The 23,428-nt window shown below is 41.0% G+C and carries 17 protein-coding genes; 5 read left to right on the top strand and 12 right to left on the bottom strand.

The annotated features are described in order from the left end of the window. Window positions 1-231: 231 nt before the first annotated feature. Window positions 232-1,239 (bottom strand): EF-P beta-lysylation protein EpmB, encoded by a 1,008-nt coding sequence (gene epmB, locus CZ794_RS01350; RefSeq protein WP_087039840.1) that lies wholly within the window; start codon window positions 1,237-1,239, stop codon window positions 232-234. Window positions 1,240-1,396: 157 nt separating this feature from the next. On the opposite strand from epmB, the gene efp reads away from it, so the two are divergent. After that, complete coding sequence (efp, locus tag CZ794_RS01345) at window positions 1,397-1,969, top strand: elongation factor P (protein ID WP_062845283.1); 573 nt, start codon at window positions 1,397-1,399, stop codon at window positions 1,967-1,969. Window positions 1,970-2,293: 324 nt separating this feature from the next. On the opposite strand, the gene CZ794_RS01340 is transcribed toward efp, so the two are convergent. The 10 genes from CZ794_RS01340 to CZ794_RS01295 form a co-directional block, all read right to left on the bottom strand. Further along, the gene (locus CZ794_RS01340) at window positions 2,294-4,033 is read right to left on the bottom strand and encodes a GAF domain-containing hybrid sensor histidine kinase/response regulator (protein ID WP_256958817.1); all 1,740 of its coding nucleotides are present in this window, start codon (window positions 4,031-4,033) and stop codon (window positions 2,294-2,296) included. Between the two features lie 21 nt (window positions 4,034-4,054). Then, window positions 4,055-4,936: a ThiF family adenylyltransferase gene (locus CZ794_RS01335; protein WP_087039838.1), complete on the bottom strand. Its 882-nt coding sequence runs from the start codon at window positions 4,934-4,936 to the stop codon at window positions 4,055-4,057. An 85-nt stretch (window positions 4,937-5,021) separates the two neighbouring features. Further along, window positions 5,022-6,038 carry a TatD family hydrolase gene (locus CZ794_RS01330; protein WP_179207213.1) on the bottom strand — a complete coding sequence of 339 codons (1,017 nt, stop codon included), beginning with the start codon at window positions 6,036-6,038 and terminating at the stop codon, window positions 5,022-5,024. A gap of 555 nt (window positions 6,039-6,593) precedes the next feature. Beyond that, window positions 6,594-8,840 carry a type II secretion system secretin GspD gene (gspD, locus tag CZ794_RS01325; protein WP_087039837.1) on the bottom strand — a complete coding sequence of 749 codons (2,247 nt, stop codon included), beginning with the start codon at window positions 8,838-8,840 and terminating at the stop codon, window positions 6,594-6,596. A 143-nt stretch (window positions 8,841-8,983) separates the two neighbouring features. After that, window positions 8,984-9,877 (bottom strand): type II secretion system protein N, encoded by an 894-nt coding sequence (locus CZ794_RS01320; protein ID WP_087039836.1) that lies wholly within the window; start codon window positions 9,875-9,877, stop codon window positions 8,984-8,986. Continuing rightward, complete coding sequence (gspN, locus tag CZ794_RS01315) at window positions 9,878-10,702, bottom strand: type II secretion system protein N (protein ID WP_087039835.1); 825 nt, start codon at window positions 10,700-10,702, stop codon at window positions 9,878-9,880. It lies immediately after the preceding gene. Between the two features lie 385 nt (window positions 10,703-11,087). Then, window positions 11,088-11,411, bottom strand: a complete 324-nt coding sequence (locus tag CZ794_RS01310; RefSeq protein ID WP_062845289.1) for an H-NS family nucleoid-associated regulatory protein — start codon at window positions 11,409-11,411, stop codon at window positions 11,088-11,090. 463 nt (window positions 11,412-11,874) lie between these two features. Next, complete coding sequence (locus tag CZ794_RS01305) at window positions 11,875-12,462, bottom strand: hypothetical protein (protein WP_087039834.1); 588 nt, start codon at window positions 12,460-12,462, stop codon at window positions 11,875-11,877. 622 nt (window positions 12,463-13,084) lie between these two features. After that, window positions 13,085-13,699: a single-stranded DNA-binding protein gene (gene ssb, locus CZ794_RS01300; RefSeq protein ID WP_087039833.1), complete on the bottom strand. Its 615-nt coding sequence runs from the start codon at window positions 13,697-13,699 to the stop codon at window positions 13,085-13,087. Window positions 13,700-14,133: 434 nt separating this feature from the next. Further along, window positions 14,134-15,498 (bottom strand): MFS transporter, encoded by a 1,365-nt coding sequence (locus CZ794_RS01295; protein ID WP_087039832.1) that lies wholly within the window; start codon window positions 15,496-15,498, stop codon window positions 14,134-14,136. Window positions 15,499-16,032: 534 nt separating this feature from the next. Between CZ794_RS01295 and uvrA the strand changes: the two genes are divergently transcribed. The 3 genes from uvrA (at window position 16,033) to CZ794_RS01280 (ending at window position 21,746) form a co-directional block, all read left to right on the top strand. Beyond that, window positions 16,033-18,939, top strand: a complete 2,907-nt coding sequence (uvrA, locus tag CZ794_RS01290; protein ID WP_087039831.1) for an excinuclease ABC subunit UvrA — start codon at window positions 16,033-16,035, stop codon at window positions 18,937-18,939. A 124-nt stretch (window positions 18,940-19,063) separates the two neighbouring features. After that, window positions 19,064-20,893 (top strand): P-loop NTPase fold protein, encoded by a 1,830-nt coding sequence (locus tag CZ794_RS01285; protein ID WP_087039830.1) that lies wholly within the window; start codon window positions 19,064-19,066, stop codon window positions 20,891-20,893. A gap of 385 nt (window positions 20,894-21,278) precedes the next feature. Then, window positions 21,279-21,746, top strand: coding sequence for a DUF6584 family protein (locus CZ794_RS01280; protein WP_087039829.1), 468 nt, complete (start codon window positions 21,279-21,281; stop codon window positions 21,744-21,746). Between the two features lie 229 nt (window positions 21,747-21,975). On the opposite strand, the gene CZ794_RS01275 is transcribed toward CZ794_RS01280, so the two are convergent. Continuing rightward, window positions 21,976-22,605, bottom strand: coding sequence for a LysE family translocator (locus tag CZ794_RS01275; protein ID WP_087039828.1), 630 nt, complete (start codon window positions 22,603-22,605; stop codon window positions 21,976-21,978). A gap of 326 nt (window positions 22,606-22,931) precedes the next feature. Here CZ794_RS01275 and CZ794_RS01270 point away from each other — a divergent pair, with 326 nt between their 5' ends. Continuing rightward, window positions 22,932-23,426 carry a hypothetical protein gene (locus CZ794_RS01270; protein ID WP_087039827.1) on the top strand — a complete coding sequence of 165 codons (495 nt, stop codon included), beginning with the start codon at window positions 22,932-22,934 and terminating at the stop codon, window positions 23,424-23,426. The last annotated feature ends 2 nt before the right edge of the window (window positions 23,427-23,428 follow it).

The following is a 23,428-nucleotide window of genomic DNA, read 5'->3' as shown; positions in this document are numbered from 1 at the left end:
CCTAACACTATTTTACTGTTCAAAAACCAAGCTGATTTTGGCTGGCTAAAATGAGTATCTATATCTGACCAGTCCCCAAACATCCTATGTTAAAACCATCAAAAATATTTGCCAGCCAACCTTCATAAAACTGATAGTTAATATAGAAAATGCATTAGAAAACAACGACTCTCCTACGCTACCACAATCATTATTTTTTTATGCGTTTTTTCATAAACTACCGTGTTTATATTACGATTTACTGTAAATATCAATTGGCACCTTAAAACGTCTATTTGGTAGCTCTCTGACCAGTTTTGGTACCAGATAACCTGGCAGCGCTGCTAATAGCGACCAGTAAAGCTCAACTGCCGTCTGCTCATCACTATCAAAATGAGCCGCGCCAGCAACTTTGTCTAATACATGCAGATAATAAGGCAAAACACCTGCAGAAAACAAACGTTGACTTAATTTTTTTTGTACGTCGAGACTATCATTAATCCCTGCCAGCAAGACAGCTTGATTCAATAACGTGATTCCCGCGCTACGAGCACGTTGTAGCTGCGCTGAGGTGAATGCATCAATTTCATTGGCATGGTTACAATGAATCACCATCACAATATGGCAGCGACTTTGAGACAGTCTCTCTAGTAATGCTTCATCTAGGCGAGCTGGAATCACCAACGGTAAGCGAGTATGTAGCCGAATGGTAGTCAATTGCGGTATGGACTCTAGCGTATCTAACCAAGCGAACAAACGCCTGTTTGTGACGTTTAATGGATCTCCACCACTCAAGATTACCTCATTAATGTCAGGATGCGCCGTGATATAGTTAACGATGTTTTCTTTTGCATCCGCTGTGGGCATATTGGCACTATAGTCAAAATGTTGGCGAAAGCAATAGCGGCAATGAATGGCACAAGCACCCGTAATGGTCAATAACACCCTAGACTGGTATTTGTGGAGCATACCTTTGACTGGGTTTTGTGTATTTTCACTTAATGGGTCAGCCACATAGCCTGTTACTTGGATTTGCTCCTGCTTGTCTGGCAATACTTGTTTTAATAAAGGGTCATTGCGATCACCCACAGTCATTTTTGCGACAAAATCACGTGGCACGCGCAGCTCAAAATGCTTAGGCACATAGACATCTGCACGTAATGACTCGAGCTTTAAAATATGCAATAGCTCGTCTATGGAAGTAATGGCTTCGGATAATTGCGTTTGCCAGTTTTTTTGTGTGATTAAATGGTTTATCATGACAGCCTACTATCTGTGCCTAAAAGGCGGTATTATACGCCCTTAAGGTGTACCCTATCAAAGTATACCCGTTACCCTTTAAGCACTTGGCGTAACAGCAGCTTTTTGTACAGTAAGCGCTACTTATCATCATATTTACAACCCCTAGGAGTCTCTTGTGGCAAGTTTTTCTACTAATGAATTTAAAGCTGGTCTAAAAGTTATGCTCGATGGCAATCCGTGCGCCATTCTTGAAAACGAGTTTGTCAAACCTGGTAAAGGCCAAGCCTTTAACCGCGTCAAGTTGCGTAATCTTCGTAGTGGTAAAGTGTTGGAGCAAACGTTTAAATCAGGTGACAGCTTAGAAGCTGCTGATGTGATGGATACGGAAATGAACTATCTATATAACGATGGTGAGTTTTGGCATTTTATGCACCCTGAAAGCTTTGAGCAAATCCAAGCGGATAAAAGCGCAATCGGCGATGCCCCGCAATGGCTAAAAGAGAACAGTAATGCTTTATGCACCATTACGTTGTTTAATGGCGCGCCTTTGTCAGTCACACCGCCTAACTTTGTTGAGCTACAAATCACTGAAACCGATCCTGGTGTACGCGGTGATACCTCAGGCGGTGGCGGTAAACCTGCTAAGTTAGAAACTGGTGCTGTGGTACGTGTACCATTGTTTGTGCAACAAGGCGAAGTGGTGCGTGTTGATACCCGTACTGGCGACTACCAAACTCGCGTTAACTAAGTATTTATAAAGCCCATCTTCTATAAAGCTTAATATCTACAAAAGAACAGATAGTGGCCAAAACATGGTTTTGAGAGTGTTATTTTAAAAGTACGTTTCAAGAGCACTGCTCCAAAACCATGACTTTCTGCACAACTACCATTATCTATTCTTCCATAAAAAAGCTGAACCCCATATAAAGCGGTTCAGCTTTTTTGTCTTTGTCATTATGACTATCACTGCTGTGTCTATAAATACTTCCTAGAAGGCACTAAAATAAAACTCACCAAAGTCATTTCATGATATATGGTTGCAGCTCTCATTATTAGCCAATGTTAAAACGCGTTATTCTTCGTCTTCGTCTAGCTGTTTTTGGATGAGCCAATACTGGACCAGCGCATTAAGCTGTTCCTGTTTAAAAGGTTTGGTACAGTAATCTTGCATACCGACCTTTAAGTACTTTTCGCGTTCACCATCCATCGCATTGGCCGTCAATGCAATGATAGGCGGCAAGGATTTAGGATCATACAGCTCATGCAGTTTGATGGTGGCCTGTACACCATCCAAGATAGGCATATGGTGATCCATCAAAATCACATCGTAACGGTTAGGGAATAGAGAAAACATATCAATGGCTTGCTGCCCATCCGTGACATGTGTGACCGTATGCCCGCTATTGGTCAAAGCTTTTTTGGCGATAATAGCATTCACCGTATCATCTTCGACCAATAAAATATGACCAGCCCGCTCATGACTGGGCTCAATCAGAGTGAAATCATTTGACGCTTGCCACGTCTCATATTGGTTTGCACTTATGGTCGTTAAAGGAAGAAAGACACTAAACGTAGTACCCACACCAACTTCACTATCTACGTCGATGTAACCACCCATCAAGCCGACTAAAGACTTACAGACAGAGAGTCCGAGACCTGTTCCACCATAAAGACGATGTGTGAACTTATTTGCTTGATCATAGGCATCAAATATCGCCTCTAACGAATCCGCTTTAATACCGACGCCTGTGTCTCTGACTTCAATACACAGTGTCATGACGTCGCCAGAACTCGTATCTGTATCTTTGTAATGGCAGTTTGGCAAATGCTTAACGTCGATACTCACTCGCCCGCCTTCACGCGTAAACTTGATCGCGTTATTAACCAGATTCGCCAAAATTTGTTTCAGACGAACAGGATCGCCTTTTATATAAGGCGATAACGACTCGGTGTAATGATAATCTAACACCAATCCGCGTTGACGTGCTTTGATCGCAAAGAGACTGACAACTTCATTGCATAAAGCTGATAAATTGATGGGAATAGAATCAATGGTCATTTTTCCAGACTCGACCTTTGATAAGTCTAGGATGCCGTTAATAATGGACATCAAGTGTTCATTAGACACTTTGATATTATTGATATATTCCTGCTGTTCACTGCTAAGATCCGTGTCCCCTAGCATTTCTACCATACCGATAATACCGTTCATCGGTGTACGGATTTCATGGCTCATATTGGCCAAGAAATCTGATTTCATCTCATTGGCACGTTTGGCATCACGTTGCTTGTCCTGTAGTTGCAAGGCATCTGCAGCTATCATTGCAAATTGAGCCAATATCTTTGCCTGTTGTTCGTTAAAGCTATAATTAGGCTTCGTATCCATCACACATAAAGAGCCCAAACGATAGATAATATCATCTTCATGCAAAATAATGGGTGCGCCAGCATAAAACCGTAAATAAGGCGGTTCTGTCACCAATGGGTTTTGGGTAAAACGACTGTCTTCAGCCAAGTCTGGCACAATAAAAACCTCATCAGACAACACCGTATAGTTACAAATAGATAATTCACGCGGTGTTCGGCAAAGATTCCCAAGCCCTTTAGCTGATTTTAGATACTGCGTTTCCTCATCCATAAAGGCGATAGTAATGATGGGCATATCAAAAAACAGCCCTGCAAGATCAATAAGGCGCCTAAATGCCGGCTCATCATTGTCATTGAGCACTTGGTATTTTTTCAGCTTGTTGATACGCTCTGCCTCATCTACCGCCACTGGGTAACTGTATTTAGGTGAGTTAATTATAGACAAGATAGACTCCCTTAAGTAATATCAGACACCCATTTTTATGTTTGCCTGCGTTATCAGCAACTGTAATGCTTCGCTTACCATTATCATGGCCACCACCGATGTCACAACGACGGCTGAACCGTAACCACCGCAGTGCAGCCCACCTGTTTGACAGCTTTTATCCACACGAGGAGGCTCTGTGGAATAAACACATTTGATACCGAATTTTTCTTTGAGCGTACTATTGATACCTTTTTCGTGACGGAGCTTATTGCGTAGTTTGGCCAGTAATGGATCTTGGTAACTCTCACGCAAATCGCTAACTCTGATTTGACTAGGGTCAATCTTGCCACCTGCCCCGCCTGCACAAACCAGTTTGAGCTTATTAAAACGGCAATGAAGAGCGATAGCAAGCTTAGCATTCATATCGTCTACACAGTCCAGTACCACAATAGGCTTACCCTGAGCAGCAGCTAATTTTGCATCTTGACGGCTTGGCAATAACGCCTCTACATTATCTGCTGTCAAAAAATCATCTATTAAATTCAACGTGACTTTAGGATTGATCTCACGCATACGCGACGCCATTGCTGCAATTTTACTTTGACCAAAAGTACTGTCCAAGGCTGGCAGCTGTCGATTAACGTTTGAGGCGACCAATACATCCAAATCAATGAGAGTAATCGTACCCACTGCCGTTCGCGCCAAGGCTTCTGCCGCCCAAGTACCAACGCCACCTACACCAATAATATAAACGTGGGAGGCGGCAAAGACATCAACTGATGACTGTCCATAAAGCGTTTTTGTTCCCTGAAAACGACGATCATATTGATCATGATTGGCTTCACCAACTTCTTCTATAATAGTATTTTCACTAACGACAGACTCTGTCAGTGATGGCTCAAATTGTCGTGTTTCATTCATACCAATTATATACTCTCTTATATTAGCGTAGCTGTTCTTTACAATTACTTTAACAATTGATGACAACCACCAATGGGACTACTACTCATTTTGGATAATTCCATGTGGTTTGTAAAGCCGCGCAACTGTTATACCATAACTGCTCAGCGAGTACATCAGAGGAAACTTCCAACAACTCGCTCAGGCTGTTTAATACCCATGGTAGATTGCTTGGTACATTTCTATTATGTACAGGTGCCATACTGTCTTTTTGCTCTATATCTTGCCCAAGCACTGATGAGTCTTCTGGCGTCGTCCGGCACATAACTGGTATCATATCTGGACAATCTGTCTCAATCACCAGACACTCAATGCCATATTCTTTAACGGCGGCTTGAATCGCTAAGCGCAGTTTTTTAGCATTGGGGTTGGTAATCTGACCTGTCACACCAAGCTTAAAGCCAAGCTTTACAAATGCTATTGCCTCTTGTACACCGCCACTAAAACTGTGAGCAATGCCGCCAAGCTTGTGCGCGTCATAATCATGCGCCTTCAATATCGCCAATGCTTCTGCGTGGGCCTTACGAATATGCAGCATGACTGGTAACTGATGTACTACTGCAATGTCTAATTGCGTCTTAAAAAACCGTTCTTGTTTAGCAAACACTTCTGGTACTTTCATGGCAGCGGTAAATGTGTCTAGCCCAATTTCTCCAATCGCGATTGGGCGATTGTTGGCAATTATTTTTGCCATATCTTCAAGGTGGGCATCGCTATGCTGCTCAATATAAAAAGGATGCAAGCCCAAAGCAACATAAATATTGGTATTTGCTTCTTCTTGATTAACGTCTTGCTCCACAGAAGGCAGTGATGGCACTTTGAAATGCGCTTTATTGTTCGACTGCTTACTATAGCGTTGTCTAATCTTGTACATACGTCCAAAATGCCGATGCAAGTAACCAACTAATACCAAATGCTGGACGCCATTTTCATAAGCTTTTTGTATGAGTACCGCCCTATCGTCATCAAATACTGGCGCATCAAAGTGTGTATGCGTATCGATTAATGGATAGATACTAGATTGGTTCACTTTAGACATAGTAGAAAAATCTACAGACGTCATTCATAGACTCCAAATTTTTATTTTTTAATCCAACATCTAATTATTTATTTTTTAAAACATCAAACAAAAGAATTACATACAACCATCTACTTAATTATAAAAACAATATATTTGTACAGTTAAAAATGAGCAATCACTCATTTTTATTAGTATATCGTAAGTATTTAATCATGTTCGGCAATTTTTTTATCGTTTTTCCTTTCAGTAGTTTTACTATAAGGCTTTGTACTAGCCTTCTGACTACTGCGTCTTGGGATAAACAATAACGCTGCCGCAGTACTCATTAGCAACACCCACTTTTTTACCTTTCTATTCTTCATTATCTAAGCCTTTATATATTTATCATAAGCCATAAACTTTATCCATAGCTATTTATACTAAGTATTTAAATAATATTTAGTATACTAAGATATAAGATTCACTATGTTTTTCTATGTTATGAATACGCAAGCTAATGTACGGAATGACATGGGTCAAATAAGCCGTACATTTGAGAGATAAAATGAAGACATTGTTATTTTATATACGTGTCATGAAAAACCGTATGGTGCATGTTTATCTATTTAGAGGATAGGTCGTTATGCCCGTGCTTGGCGCATCTACCTTAGTGAACCCTTGAGGCGCTGCTCGCGGTGTTTGGTCTCGCTTGGGAATAAGCGGATTCAGTGGCATTAACTCATAATCTGCACTGACATCACCATTCCATCCTTCCGTACCGCTCAACGGTAATTGCTTGATGGTACCGTTCTTATCAATGACTAGTTGTAAGACGCGCATCTGATTGAACTTACGTTCGGTAACGCTAGCGACCGCACCGCCATCACGAAGAATGGTTGGCTGTAAAAATATGATCAAATTGCTCTTTTGGGTGGAATCATTGTCTGATCGAAACAATCGACCGATGACTGGTACATTACCCAAGCCTGGTACTTTTTGCTGACGTGTGGTGGTGTTATCACGCATCAGTCCTCCCAGCGCAATGGTCTGTTGATCATCGGCTAAGATGGTTGTATTGATGAGGCTCTTGTTGGTAATCAAACCACTGGCGTTGCCTGTGCTGCCTGGTACCACTGACGAAACCTCTTGAGAGACTTCCAAGCGTACCGTACCATTGTCACCAATGTGTGGAATAACGTTGAGGTTGATACCAATGTCTTGGCGATCAATGGTCTGGAAAGGATTGTTTGAGTTATTGCCGCTGGTAGTAAAAGAACCTGTTACAAACGGCACGTTTTGACCAACTAAGATACTCGCCTTTTCATTGTCCAATGTCAAAATTGAGGGCATAGACAACAGGTTAGCACTGGTTGAGGAATCCAGCGCTTGTAAGATAGCCCCATAAAATTGGGTATTGCCACTGCTGTCTTTTCTGCTATCGCCAATCCCAATCAAAGCACCCGCTATAGAGCTTGCGGCTGCACTAATACCCGCTGTACTGCCACCTAAGGCTGCAGCAGCTAGTGAAGCAGCACTTGCGCCCACATTGTTGAAGTTAACCACACCATAACCACTATTAGCGTTGCCAAGCGCCCACTGTACTCCAAGCTGAGTCGCATCATCACCAGACACTTCTACGATAGCAGCTTGAATCAACACTTGGGCACGGCGATTGTCTAGCTGGTTGACAGCGTCTTCAATTTCAAACATCAGCTCAGGTGCTGCATTAACGATGACCGCGTTTTGAGTTTCATCCGCGATGATGCTAAAGGGGCGACCACCCACATCTGACCCACTGCCGCCACTTGAGCTTGGACTAGCAGCGATTGAGGCGGCCGCACTGGTATTGATACCACTCGTCTCGCCAGCTAATGCAGCGCCTGTGCTAGGCGTATCATTCAAGGATGCTGATTCTAATGAAGAAGTTGCACCAGCACTATTGATGGATTGGTTAGCAAGTAACCCGCGTAGCATGTCTGCAATATGAGACGCACTGGCGTACTTTAATCGGAAAACTCGTAAACCACTCAAGCGCCTTGAGGGTGTGGTATCCAACTGATTGACCATTTCTTGTACTTTAGCAATCATCTCAGGACTGCCTTTAACCAACAGTCGGTCACTTGACGCATCAGCAATGACTTTAAGCTGGTTGCTACCGCCCTGTGCTTGTCCACCACCCGTCGTCATCACCAGCGAGCTGATTAAGTCCATCATGCGCTCGGCATCGACATGGCGCAGTGGTATCACGCGCAAACTGTCATTGACGTTGCTGTCTAAATCGCGAATAAGCGCTGTCAATTGGTTGAGACTGTCAGCACGATCGGACAAGACCAAAGCATTGACGCCAGGTACGGCAGCTGCATGGGCAGACTGTGGCATTAATGGTCGAATAACACCCAGCACTTCTGCTGCTTGTGTGTTGGTCAAATAAATAACGCGTGTTGCTAGCGTCTCACCCACACTATTGCCACGCAAATCCACAGCCACGCCAGATTGTTTGGCGACATTGTCTGGTACCAGCTTGATGGTCGTACCCGAATCAATTGCGGCCACTCCATTTACTTGCATCACACTCAAAAACAGCTGATAAATCTCATCACGTGATAAGGCTTTGTTAGAGATCACTGTCACATTACCATTGATACGTGGATCAAGCACAAAGTTCTGGTCGGTGATGGTCGCAACTTCATTGATAAAAGCTTTGATATCGGCATCTTGTAAGTTGACCTTCCAGCTTTCAGCACTTGCAAGGCCAGTACCAGCAGCCCAGAGTGGCACTGCGATGCAAAGTGGACGACACAGGCGCATCAAACGCTGTAAGATATGGTGCAAAGGCGTGACTGAAAAATTACGAGAACTTACCATATTTATGTTTACCTAAAATGATGTCGCTTAGGAGTTACTAACCTTATTGTGTACTAAAAATAATCCATTGGCAGGTGGCTTACAATAGCATTAATCAACGTCTTGTTTCTTTTAAATAGGACACTTAATCTCATTGCATTTTTCTAAAACTGCTGACGAATCGTAATTACTTGCTCGCCCCGTCGCACTTCTATCTGCGCCTCACCCGATTGCTGTATCTGTTGGAGCACACCAGCATCCTGCGTAGGATTGTTGCCCACGTTTTGACCATTGACCGTTAATACCTGATCGCCCGGCTCAAGCCCTAGGCGATTACGCAATTTAGCAGGCATCGCTGCCGTCACTTGATAGCTTTCACCCGAGGCCATGACACCCATTCTGCTCAGATAACTGGCAGGATTATCCTGTAATGCCGTAACAGCTTCTTCTATCGCAGATTGCGGACTGGTTGTCTCACCTGTTTCGGGAGTTTGCGGCGGCATAGTTTCTGTAGGCTGAGGCGTGGTAGGCAACATGTTATTTGGCAAACGCTGATTGCTAATACCGCCTGCTATCATATCGCTTTGGTCTAATGGCATGGCTTCTGGCATCTGAATGACGGTTTGTTTTTCATTAGCATCGGCAATGACAATCTCATTCCAGTCAACTGCAATCAAGGTATAGTCACTGTCTTTTAAGCGATCACCAATGCGATAGTTCTTTACTTCACCATTGACATCCAGCATCGCTGAAGACAAACTCTCTGGTATGGCCAGCAATACCCCTTTCAAACCGATATTGGGTGGTGGTTGTACGGCAGCAGCAATGGGATCAGGCTCAGCAAAAATAGCAAATACGCTACCAGAATCGGTGTTGGCGCTAGATGTGTTTTGTAAGGTCGCTAACGGCAGTGCGGGCGCCAATGGCGGCGCTAATAACAACCACAATAATCGCGCTGCTGTCCAGCACAACCAGATGATGGTCAATAATAGCAGCCAACCTGAGAAGCGATTGAGGGTTTTAATAATAGGTTTGAGGTTCGCAGACACATTCATCATTTAGGGCATCCCCAATCCAGCCGACAATGGCTGGCGTACGCTAACGACTGATGCATCTTGCGGTGCTTGCCCTTTATATTCAGGCATGTTTTCTAACAGACGCTGGGTCAAACTCACATCTAACATCATATCGCCATCAATATACAAGTCACCCAAACGCTTATCTTGATTGTTGAGCAAATTGATATGCAGCAGGTTTTGATTGTTTTTTTGCTCTGCACTCAGCTCAGCTCGCATCACTGGCATGGTAATATAAAAAACCTTACCACCGCTCGGATAGCCAACTTCACCGCCAACCCATGTTAGCTGACCATCTGCTTGAGTAAATCCAGCTTGTGTCTTATTAGACTCATTGTCTGCTGCACTTGAGCCAGACTGACGTTGCAATGATACGTTATTGACCTGAATGGGTGTATTAGGCAGCTGCCAATCCACTACACTGGCTAGTGTTTCAGGTGCGATTTTACCGCTCATATTGTCAACTTGCCACGAGTTGAGCCCTATTTTTACTTGTCCGTTTAAGCGGGTTTGGTCTGCTTGAATATCAACATCAGCCCCAAGCTTACCTAATAATAGATACCATGGCTGCCATGACCACTCTGCCGTCCCTGTGAGCGGTATCGCTGACACAGGTATTTGCCAAATGGCTGAGCCTTGCCATAAGTTACCAGATACGTGCTGTACATAAGGCGTATCAGGCGCATACTTTTCTAGTAGCCACGATGCTGGCATCTGCAATATGGCAAACAGCGCAAACAGTATAAACCCAACCAGCCACCATAGCTTGCGAGGACGCTTATGAGACGATGCAGAAACTTGGGGCACAGTGGCATAACTCTTCTATGAGACGAAAACGTCATTATCATAACAAACAATGGCATACAGATGACAGAAAAAAAGCCAGTATCTTTTTTGCCAAAATACTGGCAATAAAAATACTGGCTTCGTCTGCTATAAACACTATCACTTAGTACTATAACGTTTATTGGTCACTCATATATTGAGTCAATCAATTTCATAAAGAGCGTCATCTATAGTTAATCCAATATAAAAGCAATACAGGGCTGCCGACATCATATTTTCTAGCTTGCCGTGCACTAACAGACAGAGCCTACGAACATATATGGTTGGCAGTACACTATCATTGCTATACATTTTTTATTTAGGATTAAACAGATGGTCATCTAAGGGATAACATAAATACTGTCTATTACACTGCAAAATCTTCAAGGTCACGACCTGCTGTTAACGCTTCAACCAACCAAGTTGGCTTACGGCCACGTCCTGTCCACGTTTCTTCGTTATTATCTGCGTTACGATATTTGATACTGCGTTTTTTCTCTAGTTTTTCGCCAGCTTTCAAAATCTCTTCGATAGTCGCATTACTGTCTTCTGAAATTTTCTCGAACTGCATATAAGCATCATACAAACGCTGGTGTTGCTTCTTAGCAATAAGTTGCTGAGCGTTTTCAGTGATGGCGCGTAGTTCATCTACGTTTAGGTTGTCTAAATCGATTACGTTATTCTTGCTCATAATAAATCCAATTGTAAGATAAAATAAAGATCAACTTAATAGATATATTAATACCCATTAAGCGCTGAAAAATAATTATTCACTCATTTATAAAAGAATGAATAAACCACTACAATATTAAATATATAAAAAAATTATTAGTTATCATTTTTATAATGCTCGTCAATATAAACAAAATATTATGATAAATCAATAGACAGCTATCATTGTCATATTATAAAAAATAAAAAAAAGCGAACATAAGTCAATTAAATATACTTTATAAATGATAGTTGGTAATCAAAATATTTCTCTACGTATAAATAATATTTTCTTATAAATAAACATAAATCTGTAAAAAAAACCTTAATTAAACCAAGGATAGCAACTCTCATTTTTGATTATAAAGTGCCTTTTGGCCGCTTATGGTTATCATGAAATTTGCTAAATATACTGTGGCGCTGAGATTGAAACAAATCTTATATCATTGCTCAATACGCTCTATAAAATCGGTCATGCCAAGCGATAGATCGCCATGGTTTTTACGTTGTATTTCTCGTGCTAAAATCAGCAGTTGCGAGTTATTGACACATTGCTCTAGCAAGAGTAGATAGCCCCAAGCCTCTGCTGCAGAAGCATTTTTTTCTATATAAACCGCCAAATCTGATTTTATGTTTTCATATCTGGCGGCAGATAATTTGGTTTTAAAAATACTGCCAATGGCTTTCATTCGTTTGGGAGGTTTATGGTTGAAAGTACGGTCAATGGCAGACTCGGTTTTCATATCAGAAGATAGGTTTGTTGATTGAGCTTGAGTAGTTATTGATATGCTATTGGCACTGACTATCTCAATATATTCAAGCGTTAATAGCAGCTCAAGTAACGAAGTTATACCTCCAAAGTCTGCAAACATCTTGCGTTGATCAAGTGCATCGAGGTAGCTTTGATAATCTCGTTTACCATCAATCATAATGAGTAATGTTCTTGCTTCTCGCGGTACTGTTCCCATACCTTGAGATTTTATTTCATCTCTTCCCAAGTCCGTCTTCACAAACACATCATGACTATTCATACCTCATCCCTACCTATAACGATAAAGAGAGTATCGCTTTATCGTAAACCTCTCGCCCAATAATTTTTACGTTTCTAGCAGTAAACAGTAAAGCCGTGTATTCTAATTAATCCTAAAAAATATTTTTAGAAAAATAACTGTCTGTATGTTTTCTAATATCTTCATTTATAAGGATTATAACAACCACTTTTAATAAACTACTAGTATTAATCAAAACCAATGGAATAGACGGTTGATATAGCGTATGAAAGGTATCTTTAACAAATTTCAAGACAAAATTTATTAAAAATAATGATGCAATATTTATCATTTTTATAATATAAAATACTTTTCTATCTTTTGATACTGTCATACATTTTATGAATATTAATTACGTATATTATGTAAACGATAGTCAATCATATTAAATTAAACAAATGTCTTAAAAATTAGTCGCTTTAATAAATACATAAATTTACTTCTTTTAATGTTCTTTTAAAGATAAGTCTTTTTGTATTGTTTATTATTAGGCATTAAAAAACTCTGCAATAGCAGAGTCTTATTCTCTCTAAATAGATAAAAGAAAACCCGCTAGTGGCGGGTTTTCTAGAACATATATTTTACATTCTATCTCTTATCATCATCAGAACGGAATATCGTCATCTACAGGACCATCTGGCATCGCTGTAGGCTTCGACTGTGCAGGACGCTGCTGAGCTGGTTGGTTAAACTGGTTTTGCTGAGCTGGCGCATTTTGGTTATTAAAGTTATTTTGTCCACCTTGACCCATACCAACCGCTTGATTGTAGCCGCCTTGCTGATTATTGGCTTGTTGACCAAAGCTGTTTTGGTTGCTTTGACCGCCTTGGTTTCCATAGCCATTTGAGCTCTGACCACCGAAATTGCTATTGTCTTGACCGCCACTTTGACCGTCTAACATCTGCATTTGCTCAGCACGAATTTCGGTAATATAACGATCTTGGCCGTTTTGATCTTGGTATTTACGGGTACGCAAACTGCCTTCGATATAGACTTTACTGCCTTTACGCAAATACTGTGCGGCGATTTCGCCTAAACGATTAAACAGTGAGATGCGATGCCATTCTGTCGCTTCTCTTTTTTCGCCACTTTGTTTGTCTGTCCATTGCTCTGACGTTGCAACCGAGATATTGGTCACGCTACCGCCATTATTAAATTGACGTGCCTCAGGATCTGCTCCAAGGTTACCGATGATGATAACTTTATTAACTCCGCGCATGATACCGTCCTTTTATTTATGAATAATTTACTCAAATATTATTTAATAGAATCCGCAAACCCTATTAATGATATGACATTACTTTAACCAATTTTTGTTCAAATATCTACAGTCTGTCAGCTGAAGACGACATTCTATGTCGCTTAGACACAAGTATCATTATATTTAAAGGCTAAAAAATAGGAGTGTCACTATTTTGCCATTTTAAGCGATTAATGAACACCATCAACCTTTATCATTTTTAAGTAGAATCTCAATGGCTACGTTATTTTGTGTCAGGATTCTTGCGATGCATACTTAGAGTCACACTGCCAACTCTATGCCAAATTTTTTCATGACTGAGCGATTGAGCATGACATCTTTATTACTGGCAGATTTAATATATAGTCCCAATGTAATGTATTGCCCATAAGATAAATTGCCTATATAGCATATTAAATATCTAGCGGACTTTGTGCCAAATGCGATAGCGCCTGTCGTGACTCATCTGTTATTTGGGTCTTATCTAACTTTAGATAAGCGACCTGTTCTTTTGCCATCACGACCAGCTCATCCACGCCCTCTACTGCCAGCATTTGACGTGACCAATCTTGGATATTGATATTTTTGGGAATTGTGACTGTCGTACTTGATAAATAAGGTGGCTGAGCAATGGGTATAATCAGCAGCAATGCGATGCCCATGACAAGTGCCAACAGCCCCCATGCCAGCAAATTAGACTGATTCAATAGCAGCCCGCCCATCGCACCGCCAACGAACGCACCTAAAAACTGACTCGATGAGTTAAGCCCCATCGCGGTGGCTTTATTGGCGACTGGTGCACGCTTAGAGATCCACGAAGGAATCGTGGCCTCAAGCAGATTAAACCCCATAAAATACAGTAGCAATCCAAAAATAATACCAACACCAACCTGACTACCAAAGGCAAGAAATGCCAAGGCGGCGGTCATTACGGCAATGGCGCTCAAAAAGACTTGGCGCATTTTACGTTTCTTTTCGGCAATGATGATAAAGGGAATCGCAACTGCAAAACCAACAAACAAGAGCGGCAAATAAACCATGCCTTGCTGACTCACCGACAAACCCATAACATCTTTGAGCTGGTGCGGTAGTATGACGAATATGGCGGTCATCGTTAGATGTAGTGCAAAGACACCAATGTGTAAGCGATTCAAATCCCCTACTTTCAGGACGGTCGCTAACTGCTCGCGAATCGATTTGTTGTCCAGATTATGCTTGAGTACACGTAAAGGTGTGGGCACCATCAGCAATAGCAGCATAGCTAAAACAGCAAAACCTGCCGTCAGCCAAAACAATCCTGAGATACCAAGCGTACCGACCAATAAAGGGCCAAAAGCAAAAGCAAGCATGATGGACGTTCCAATGGTCAAACCCATTGTCGCCATTGCTTTGGTACGCATCTCTTCACGTGTCACATCTGCCAATAGCGCCATTAACACAGCAGAGACCGCGCCACTACCTGCCAGCGCTCGACCGATAATCACTTCATAGATATCCGTCGCGTTTGCCGCAATCATGCCGCCGACAGCGAACAAGATTAATCCCAAAAATATAATAGGTTTACGCGGAAATTTGTCAGCGGCCAGACTCATTGGTATCTGAAAAATCGCTTGTCCTAGACCATAAATACCAACTGCTAAGCCAATCAAAAACGGTGTGGCGTGCGCATAATTATTACCATAAACAGAAAACACGGGCACAATCATAAACAAGCCAATCATCCGCAAGGCAAAAATACCGCCGACCCCGAGGATTGCTCGCTTTTCTACGCTATTCATACTTGCCTCACTGATTGATCATTGCTGGTTTAACACTGCGGGCTTAACATTGCTGGTTTAACACTGGCACTGCTGCTTTATCAAGGCATTACCCTAAAAATCAAGCTCCCTAGTATAAGGTATTCAACGTCATGTTGCCGAGACTTTTGTCTTTGTACCATGCACAATGCCACCCCCGCGGTTAGCCTTATGCCAAACCATAAACGTAACAGAATAATTTTGTTACCAAGTACCTTTGGTGCGTCATCACACCTTGAATAATGCACCCATCATGACCATAAAGTAAGGCGTCGTAAGCATTATTGCCAAATACTGCCCATGACAAATACCCCGATAAAATGACAATGTTTGTTTAAATCTATAACAAACACCTCCTGTTACTTAACCCGTATTTGATTTAAATTCGCTTAGTAAAATTAAAATAAAAACAACCATTCATGCTTTTGATTCATCAATGAATGTATCTTCATTGACCCTTTTATATTTTCGACAGCTTTTTACATACCATTTTAGCAAATAGGAAACCTATAAACGATGGCACATGACCATATCGCAATACGTGGTGCACGCACCCACAATCTAAAAAATATCGACTTAGACATTCCTCGCGACAAATTTGTAGTAATCACTGGCCTATCTGGTTCAGGCAAATCTTCACTAGCATTTGATACGCTTTATGCTGAAGGGCAACGTCGTTATGTCGAGAGTTTGTCCGCTTATGCGCGCCAATTCCTCTCGCAAATGGAAAAGCCTGAGGTCGATAGTATCGAAGGGTTATCTCCTGCAATCGCTATTGAGCAAAAATCGACCAACCATAACCCACGCTCGACCGTCGGTACAATTACCGAGATTTACGACTATCTGCGTCTACTATACGCCCGTATTGGTACGCCCTACTGCCCTGAGCACGGCGAGCCGATGGTCGCGCAGTCGGTCACCGAGATGGTCGATCAAGTCATGGCGCTACCAGATGACACCAAGATTATGATCTTGGCACCCGTGATTCGCGAGCGTAAAGGTGAGCATACCGTGTTACTTGAACAGCTGATTGGACAAGGCTTTGTGCGTGTGCGCGTCGATGGTGATGTCTATGACACCGATGAGCTACCGACCCTTGATAAAAAGAAAAAACACACCATCGAAGTGGTGGTCGATCGCTTTAAAGTCCGTGATGACTTGGGCAACCGTGTCGCGGAGAGCTTAGAGACGGCGCTGCGTTTGGGTCAAGGACTGGTCACGCTACACTTTATGGATGGTAATCCAAAAGAAGGCGGTGACGACAATCAAGTCATGTCAGCCAAGCATTCATGCCCTATCTGTGATCGTGCGGTACCTGAGCTTGAACCACGTATGTTCAGTTTTAACAACCCATACGGTGCGTGTCCAAGCTGTGATGGTCTTGGTAAACGTCAATACTTCGCGGCTGAAAAGCTCATCACTCACCATGAAAAGTCACTTAACCAAGGTGCAATCAATGGTTGGGACAAGCGTCATGCCTATTATTTTGGTTTGCTGAGCACGGTCTGTCAGCATTTCAAAATCGATATGGATATGCCATGGCAAGACCTCAGCAAAAAGCATCAAGACATCATCATGCATGGCTCTGGCAAAGAAAAGCTGACCTTTAACTTTACCGATGAGCGCGGTCGTAAGACGAATAAGACCGTGCCGTTCGAAGGCGTGCTTCCTTATCTAGAGCGTCGTTATGCTAAAACGCAAAGTAACCTTGTGCGTGATGAACTGGCCAAGTATCTGGCTGATACCACCTGTAATGTCTGTGATGGTGCGCGTTTAAACGAGATTTCACGCAATGTGCGTGTCGATGACCAAACCATCGCTGATATCGTTAAGCTCTCTATTGGCGACTCTGCGGACTATTATAAAACGCTAAAAATTGGTGGTCACAAAGGCGAAGTCGCAGAAAAAATCTTTAAAGAGATTAACGAGCGTTTAAACTTCCTCGTGAGCGTTGGTCTGGATTATCTCACCTTAGCACGCTCTGCCGAAACGCTATCGGGCGGTGAAGCACAGCGTATTAGACTTGCGAGCCAAATCGGTGCAGGTCTCATGGGTGTCATGTATGTACTTGATGAACCATCCATCGGTCTACATCAACGTGACAATGATCGCCTGCTAAAGACCCTCACACGCTTACGTGATCTGGGCAATACCGTACTGGTTGTTGAGCATGACGAAGATGCTATTCGCCAAGCCGATCACGTGATCGACATCGGTATCGGCGCAGGCGTACACGGTGGTCATGTGATCGCTCAAGGTACGGTCGATGACATCATGGCAAATAAAGAATCGCTCACTGGACAATACATGTCTGGCAAAAAGCGCATCGAGATTCCAGCTGTTCGTCATAAAGCCAAAACGATGGACGTCGAAGTCAAAGGTAAGGCCAAAGCCAAAAAAATACCAATGACCATCGAGCTAAAAGGCGCATCAGGCAATAACTTGCATGATGTCGATTTGACCATCCCCGTTGGTGTCATGACTTGTGTGACGGGTGTCTCCGGTTCAGGTAAATCGACCCTGATTAACCGTACGCTTATGCCATTGGCAGCGACGCAGTTAAACAATGCGTCGACGCTTATCGCAGACAAGCATGAAAGCATCAGCGGTCTTGAGCATTTGGACAAAATGGTCGATATCGATCAAAGCCCCATCGGTCGTACGCCGCGCTCAAACCCAGCGACGTATACAGGCGTATTTACCCCTGTGCGTGAGATGTTTGCCCAGACGCAAGAAGCGCGCGCTCGTGGCTACAAGCCCGGTCGCTTTAGCTTCAATGTCAAAGGCGGTCGCTGTGAGATGTGCCAAGGTGATGGTCTGATCAAGGTTGAAATGCATTTCTTACCAGATATGTATGTGCCATGCGATACCTGTGAAGGCAAACGCTATAACCGTGAGACGCTTGAGATCCACTATAAGGGCAAAAGCATCGCAGAAGTGTTAGAGATGACCGTGGAAGATGCGGTCGAGTTCTTCTCAGCGATACCTGCGATCTATCGTCGTCTGCAGGCGTTGATGGATGTCGGTCTTGGTTATATTCGTTTGGGTCAGTCAGCACCCACGCTCTCTGGCGGTGAAGCGCAGCGGGTCAAACTGGCACGTGAGCTTGCCAAGCGCGATACGGGACAGACGCTCTATATCTTAGATGAGCCAACCACCGGCTTGCACTTCCATGATATCTATAAGCTGCTGCATATCCTGCATACCCTACGCGATAAGGGCAATACCATCGTGGTCATCGAGCATAACCTCGATGTCATCAAAACGGCAGATTGGGTGATTGATCTTGGCCCTGAAGGCGGTAAAGGTGGCGGACTCATCATCGCTGAAGGCACACCTGAGGAAGTGGCAGAAGTGAAAGGCTCATATACGGGTGAGTTCTTAAAGCCAATGCTGGAGCAAGGGTTGAAGGACGTCAGCTAAGACAAGTTGGTTAGTAATTGATAAAAGGCTACTCTTTCGGGAGTGGCCTTTTTTTGTTATTTAGGGGTTTGATTTTAGTGTTAATATAATTTTTACTCTAAGAACATCTGTAAGGCGATGAACGATGGCAAATGTAGCAAATATTAAAGAAAAGCTTTTAGAGACAATTAGAAATAATATCCCTCTTGCACTAGTATTATCTGGTGAATGGGGAGTTGGTAAAACACGTCTTTGGGAAGAATTTTACGAAGACAATAAAAATAATTTTATAAATCAGAAGAAAAAAAATTTCGAAAATATTGAAGAAGATTTTATCGCTAAGAGATATGCTTATATATCGTTATTTGGTCTAGACTCTTTGGACAGTTTGAAGTTAGCGATAGCTATGGAAGTACAAACATCTGCTATTGATAACTCAGCTCTAAATGTCGACGTTTCAAAATATGCTAAAAAATTTCTTGGTTTCATAGGTGGGGGCAGTACGAGTGGTTCCAATGGCGATATGCGTTTTGGAATGAATATTAGTAATAAGCTTGTTACTAACATAATAATGTCTCATCTTAAAAATACTTTGGTTTGCTTAGATGATATTGAGAGAAAATCTGACAGCTTACCTATGTCAGAAGTTATGGGCTTAGTAAATTACCTTAAAAATGAGCGTAAGTGCCAAGTTGTGGTAATATTACATGATGAAGAATCAGAAGATAGAAATTATTTTGACAAACACAAAGAAAAAGTTTTTGATGAAGTATTAATTTTAAATGAGTCTTTGAATATCATTCAAAAACTCATTGATGATGAGCAGCTTTTCCCAATATATAAGAAGTTTTATCAAGAACTACAAGTTAAAAACATACGATTCTATAAACGTGTTCAAAAAATGTTCTTAATTATTACTACTAGACCAGAACATAATTTATCCTTTGCAACCAAAGAAAAGGTGCTTGAGTCACTTCTTATTATTATGCTTGCACATGATATGCCCTATTTCTTGGATAAGAATGGTTATACAAGCTTTGACATTTTTGTCAAAATTTTTGATGAAAATAATATTATTCATTCTGATGAGTTCGCTGTTGCAGAAATGTCGCATGAGGATTTGTCAGATAGTATTGACCAATTATCTTTAAATCAAGCAAGAAAGTCTCAATCAATTAAAGAAACGCTGAAGCCTTTCTATAATAACTTCATTATTTCAGAAAGAGAGAGGATCATAACTTCATTATTAAGAGACCTAGAGTTTAATTCAGAGCTCACTGCAAAAGTTGCAAAAAAAGATGATATTGAAAATAATAATTCAAAAATTAATACACTACATAAGCAGTTAATGGATGATTATCCCGACTTTAGAATAAACCCTAAATTCCCAGAGGAGCTTTATTACATGGCTTGTAGTAGATTTGAAGTAGAAGATTTAAACAATTTGAGTTTCTACTGTGATGTACTTAAAGCTTCTAATAAATCTGATCTATCTGATCGACTGGAAAGCCATATTAAACTATTTATTCAGGGCAAAATAAGTGCTTCTAAATCACAGCTATCTATTGATGACTGGTATTCATTTGGTAAAGAGCCTTACGATCGCTTTTATGATTTTACTGCCGAAGCCATAAACAATCATCGTACTAATAATGTTAGCTTTGATACTATTGCTGAAATATTTTTACGACATTATGAACGTGGCGGTTGGAATGATGATGATAAAACAACTCTACTATCAATTGATAAATCCATATTAGAAAAAGTTATTTGGTTAAATATCGATAATAATCATAGGTATCGTAAACCTTTCATCAAATCTATTATATCTCACCCACTACTTGCTGAGAGAAAAGATGAAATAAGGCAATTGGTAGTAGAAATATTACAAGAAAGTATAGAGGAAAGCTCATCTCATTTAGTAGCCCCCATAAAAATATGGCTGAATGATACCGACAACCTCCGGAATCTTTGACTTATTCACATCAAATAATATGTAAATGTAGAGTACATCTCGCATAGTAACAACTAAATACATCCATTGCCTTTAATAATTCTTATAACCATTTCTATATTTTAGTAAAAAATTTTGTTAATCAAAATTAACAATATAGATTTGACTACACTGCAACTCAACCGAGCCTCATCATTGTGTAAGGTAATAACAGCTTTAGATCGACATTTCGGACAATACACCAGTGTGGAATCACCATTGGTAGGCGTACTAATAGACAGCCTATTTTCTTCGTTTTCCTTAAATCTTTTTTCGCTCATAGTGCTATTCTAGCTCCTATATGTGCTTAAAAATTAGCTTGGTAGAAGTAAGAAATCTAAATATCTTACGGTAAAGGACACACGGGATGAATGAAATCGCAATGAGAGATCGTATTAGCAAAATTATTTGTGACAATAATATTGATACAGCCATTAATAGGCTTCAAGGATATATGGGACTATATTACGGTCATCCTTTCATCTGTGAGAAGCTTGCGGGTTTATATGTTGCAAACGAAGACCTCCTTTACGCTGGAAAGTATACTTTTTATAAAGGACATTTGTCTGATCAAGATAATGAGATATTATCATTTTACTTTCAATCATTTGGAACCGATTACACAGTCATTTTAAGAGACTTAGTTGCTATAAGAACCAGATCACCGCTGTATATTTGTGATGAAGCCAAAGTTAGAATATTTATTATGATGAATAAGGTTAGAGATGAAAGCGGATTTTTACCCAAATTTATGTGGAACTGGTATTACCATTTCGAGTCCAAACTCAAAAAAGATAAGAGGCATGGTCAACTCTCTCAATTAACGAGGAGATAAGTTTATCAATTTTAGGCCGCAGGCTAGGATGATAAAGAAAATCCAATAATTCAATATTATGTACGATTATCTCACTAAGTATCGCACCTCAACACCACTCTACACCTCACTGTAACTAACTTTCAAAACCGCAATTGCTTTCAAAACTTGCTCACGAGTTTTAGCAGCTTTTATCAATTTGGGCAAACGACTGGCTAATGAGCTATTTATCCACCCTTGTATTATAAACTTAACCCTTCGCTATCAACCATGTACCAGCCAATCCCATAAATGAAGACCCTACTCGGTTAAATTTCTGACGGGCTTTAGGGCTTTTTAGACGTTTTTGCGCGTAACTCGCCATAAACGCATACATCATCATGGCAATAATGGCGCAGCCAAAAATCACCAGACATAGAATCGTAATATCTACCCCTGTCAGGCTAGTTACTGGAAAAAAGCTCGGTAACAAGCTGATGTAGAATAAAATAACCTTTGGATTGCTAATGGACACCAAAAAGCCTGACATCACACTTTTTAATCCTTCATTCTTATTCTTTAACGTGATATTTCCAGTGATAATTTCACTTGGTACCGTCGTCCACATCTTGTACGCCAAGTAAAATAAATAACCTGCCCCTACAAACTTAACGATAGTAAACAAGGTATTGAAATTGCTTGCCAATGCGCTCAGTCCATAAGCTGAGAATACCATATAAATAGTATCCCCTGCGGCAAGGCCAATAATTAAGGGCAGCGCCGCCCAAGAGCCTTGTGTCATGGCTTTGGCAATCGTGGCAAATACACCAGGACCCGGCGTCATGATAAATATGAATACAGCAATGATGAAAGTAAATAGCTGGATGGTGGTGATGGTCATGACGATCCTTTATGTCTCTATTAATCCTTAAGTATAATTGATTGATTAAACATATTTCTAGTTTAGTATGATTGTTTTAGAATATTTATAGGCTCAAATTACTTATGAGCATAGTATTACCTAGACTAGAGCATCATTATTCTGAGTAACATCATGAAATCTCATCAAGAAATATTAGTAGAATGTTGGTATGGAAAAATTGGTGCCGTATGGCTAATGCTTATGCATCATAAAAGAGAGTGAGCCTAACTTAGCACAGCAGCTATAGATAACGAGCTTTCCTAAACTGTCGCGATTCAAATAATTAACAATGAGTCTATAGTCTTATGAATTTCAATACACATTTAGAAAGAAATAAATTGGCTGTTATTAGCGCTCTCAGTAGTGACAAATCAATATTGATTGGTGAGTTTATTATTATTCTCAAAAACGTATCTTCTTTATTGGAGACAAATAATTTCAATTTTTGGATTGATGAGCTACAAAGTACCGATTATTCAGAAATTCCAATGACAAGGCATGCAGTCGTTGACACTCAAAAATCATGGAATAAATATGATTCTAGTAGAACAACCTTTGGAAACATATTGTTGGATACCTGTGAAAAGTTATTTACCTATTGGCAGGAAGATGACCTCTGTAGCACGCAAGGTCAGTTCTACTATTACAAAGATAAGAATACAAATCTAGTCTTCAAGGAAAGTGTATTTGGCTGTATTGAGTATCTTGATAGAGCTATGGATATTTGTGCTGAACCTCGATTTGGTATCGCCTTGGTTTCAGATTTACATGGAGTCGTTGTAGTTAATAATTTATATTAGTG

It is taken from the genome of Psychrobacter sp. JB385 (genome assembly GCF_900163785.1).
GTDB lineage: Bacteria > Pseudomonadota > Gammaproteobacteria > Pseudomonadales > Moraxellaceae > Psychrobacter.
Note: the sequence above shows the minus strand (reverse complement) of the source record. Positions and strands in the feature narration are given on the sequence as shown.

What these genes read in the sequence shown, in the direction of transcription:
- uvrA (WP_087039831.1), top strand. Translation starts at nt 16,033, where the DNA reads ATGGCACATGACCATATCGCAATACGTGGTGCACGCACCCACAATCTA.
- CZ794_RS01280 (WP_087039829.1), top strand. Translation starts at nt 21,279, where the DNA reads ATGAATGAAATCGCAATGAGAGATCGTATTAGCAAAATTATTTGTGAC.
- gspD (WP_087039837.1), bottom strand. Translation starts at nt 8,840, where the DNA reads ATGGTAAGTTCTCGTAATTTTTCAGTCACGCCTTTGCACCATATCTTA.
- CZ794_RS01330 (WP_179207213.1), bottom strand. Translation starts at nt 6,038, where the DNA reads ATGACGTCTGTAGATTTTTCTACTATGTCTAAAGTGAACCAATCTAGT.
- CZ794_RS01335 (WP_087039838.1), bottom strand. Translation starts at nt 4,936, where the DNA reads ATGAATGAAACACGACAATTTGAGCCATCACTGACAGAGTCTGTCGTT.
- CZ794_RS01285 (WP_087039830.1), top strand. Translation starts at nt 19,064, where the DNA reads ATGGCAAATGTAGCAAATATTAAAGAAAAGCTTTTAGAGACAATTAGA.
- CZ794_RS01305 (WP_087039834.1), bottom strand. Translation starts at nt 12,462, where the DNA reads ATGAATAGTCATGATGTGTTTGTGAAGACGGACTTGGGAAGAGATGAA.
- CZ794_RS01275 (WP_087039828.1), bottom strand. Translation starts at nt 22,605, where the DNA reads ATGACCATCACCACCATCCAGCTATTTACTTTCATCATTGCTGTATTC.
- CZ794_RS01320 (WP_087039836.1), bottom strand. Translation starts at nt 9,877, where the DNA reads ATGATGAATGTGTCTGCGAACCTCAAACCTATTATTAAAACCCTCAAT.
- CZ794_RS01310 (WP_062845289.1), bottom strand. Translation starts at nt 11,411, where the DNA reads ATGAGCAAGAATAACGTAATCGATTTAGACAACCTAAACGTAGATGAA.
- CZ794_RS01295 (WP_087039832.1), bottom strand. Translation starts at nt 15,498, where the DNA reads ATGAATAGCGTAGAAAAGCGAGCAATCCTCGGGGTCGGCGGTATTTTT.
- CZ794_RS01270 (WP_087039827.1), top strand. Translation starts at nt 22,932, where the DNA reads ATGAATTTCAATACACATTTAGAAAGAAATAAATTGGCTGTTATTAGC.
- ssb (WP_087039833.1), bottom strand. Translation starts at nt 13,699, where the DNA reads ATGCGCGGAGTTAATAAAGTTATCATCATCGGTAACCTTGGAGCAGAT.
- epmB (WP_087039840.1), bottom strand. Translation starts at nt 1,239, where the DNA reads ATGATAAACCATTTAATCACACAAAAAAACTGGCAAACGCAATTATCC.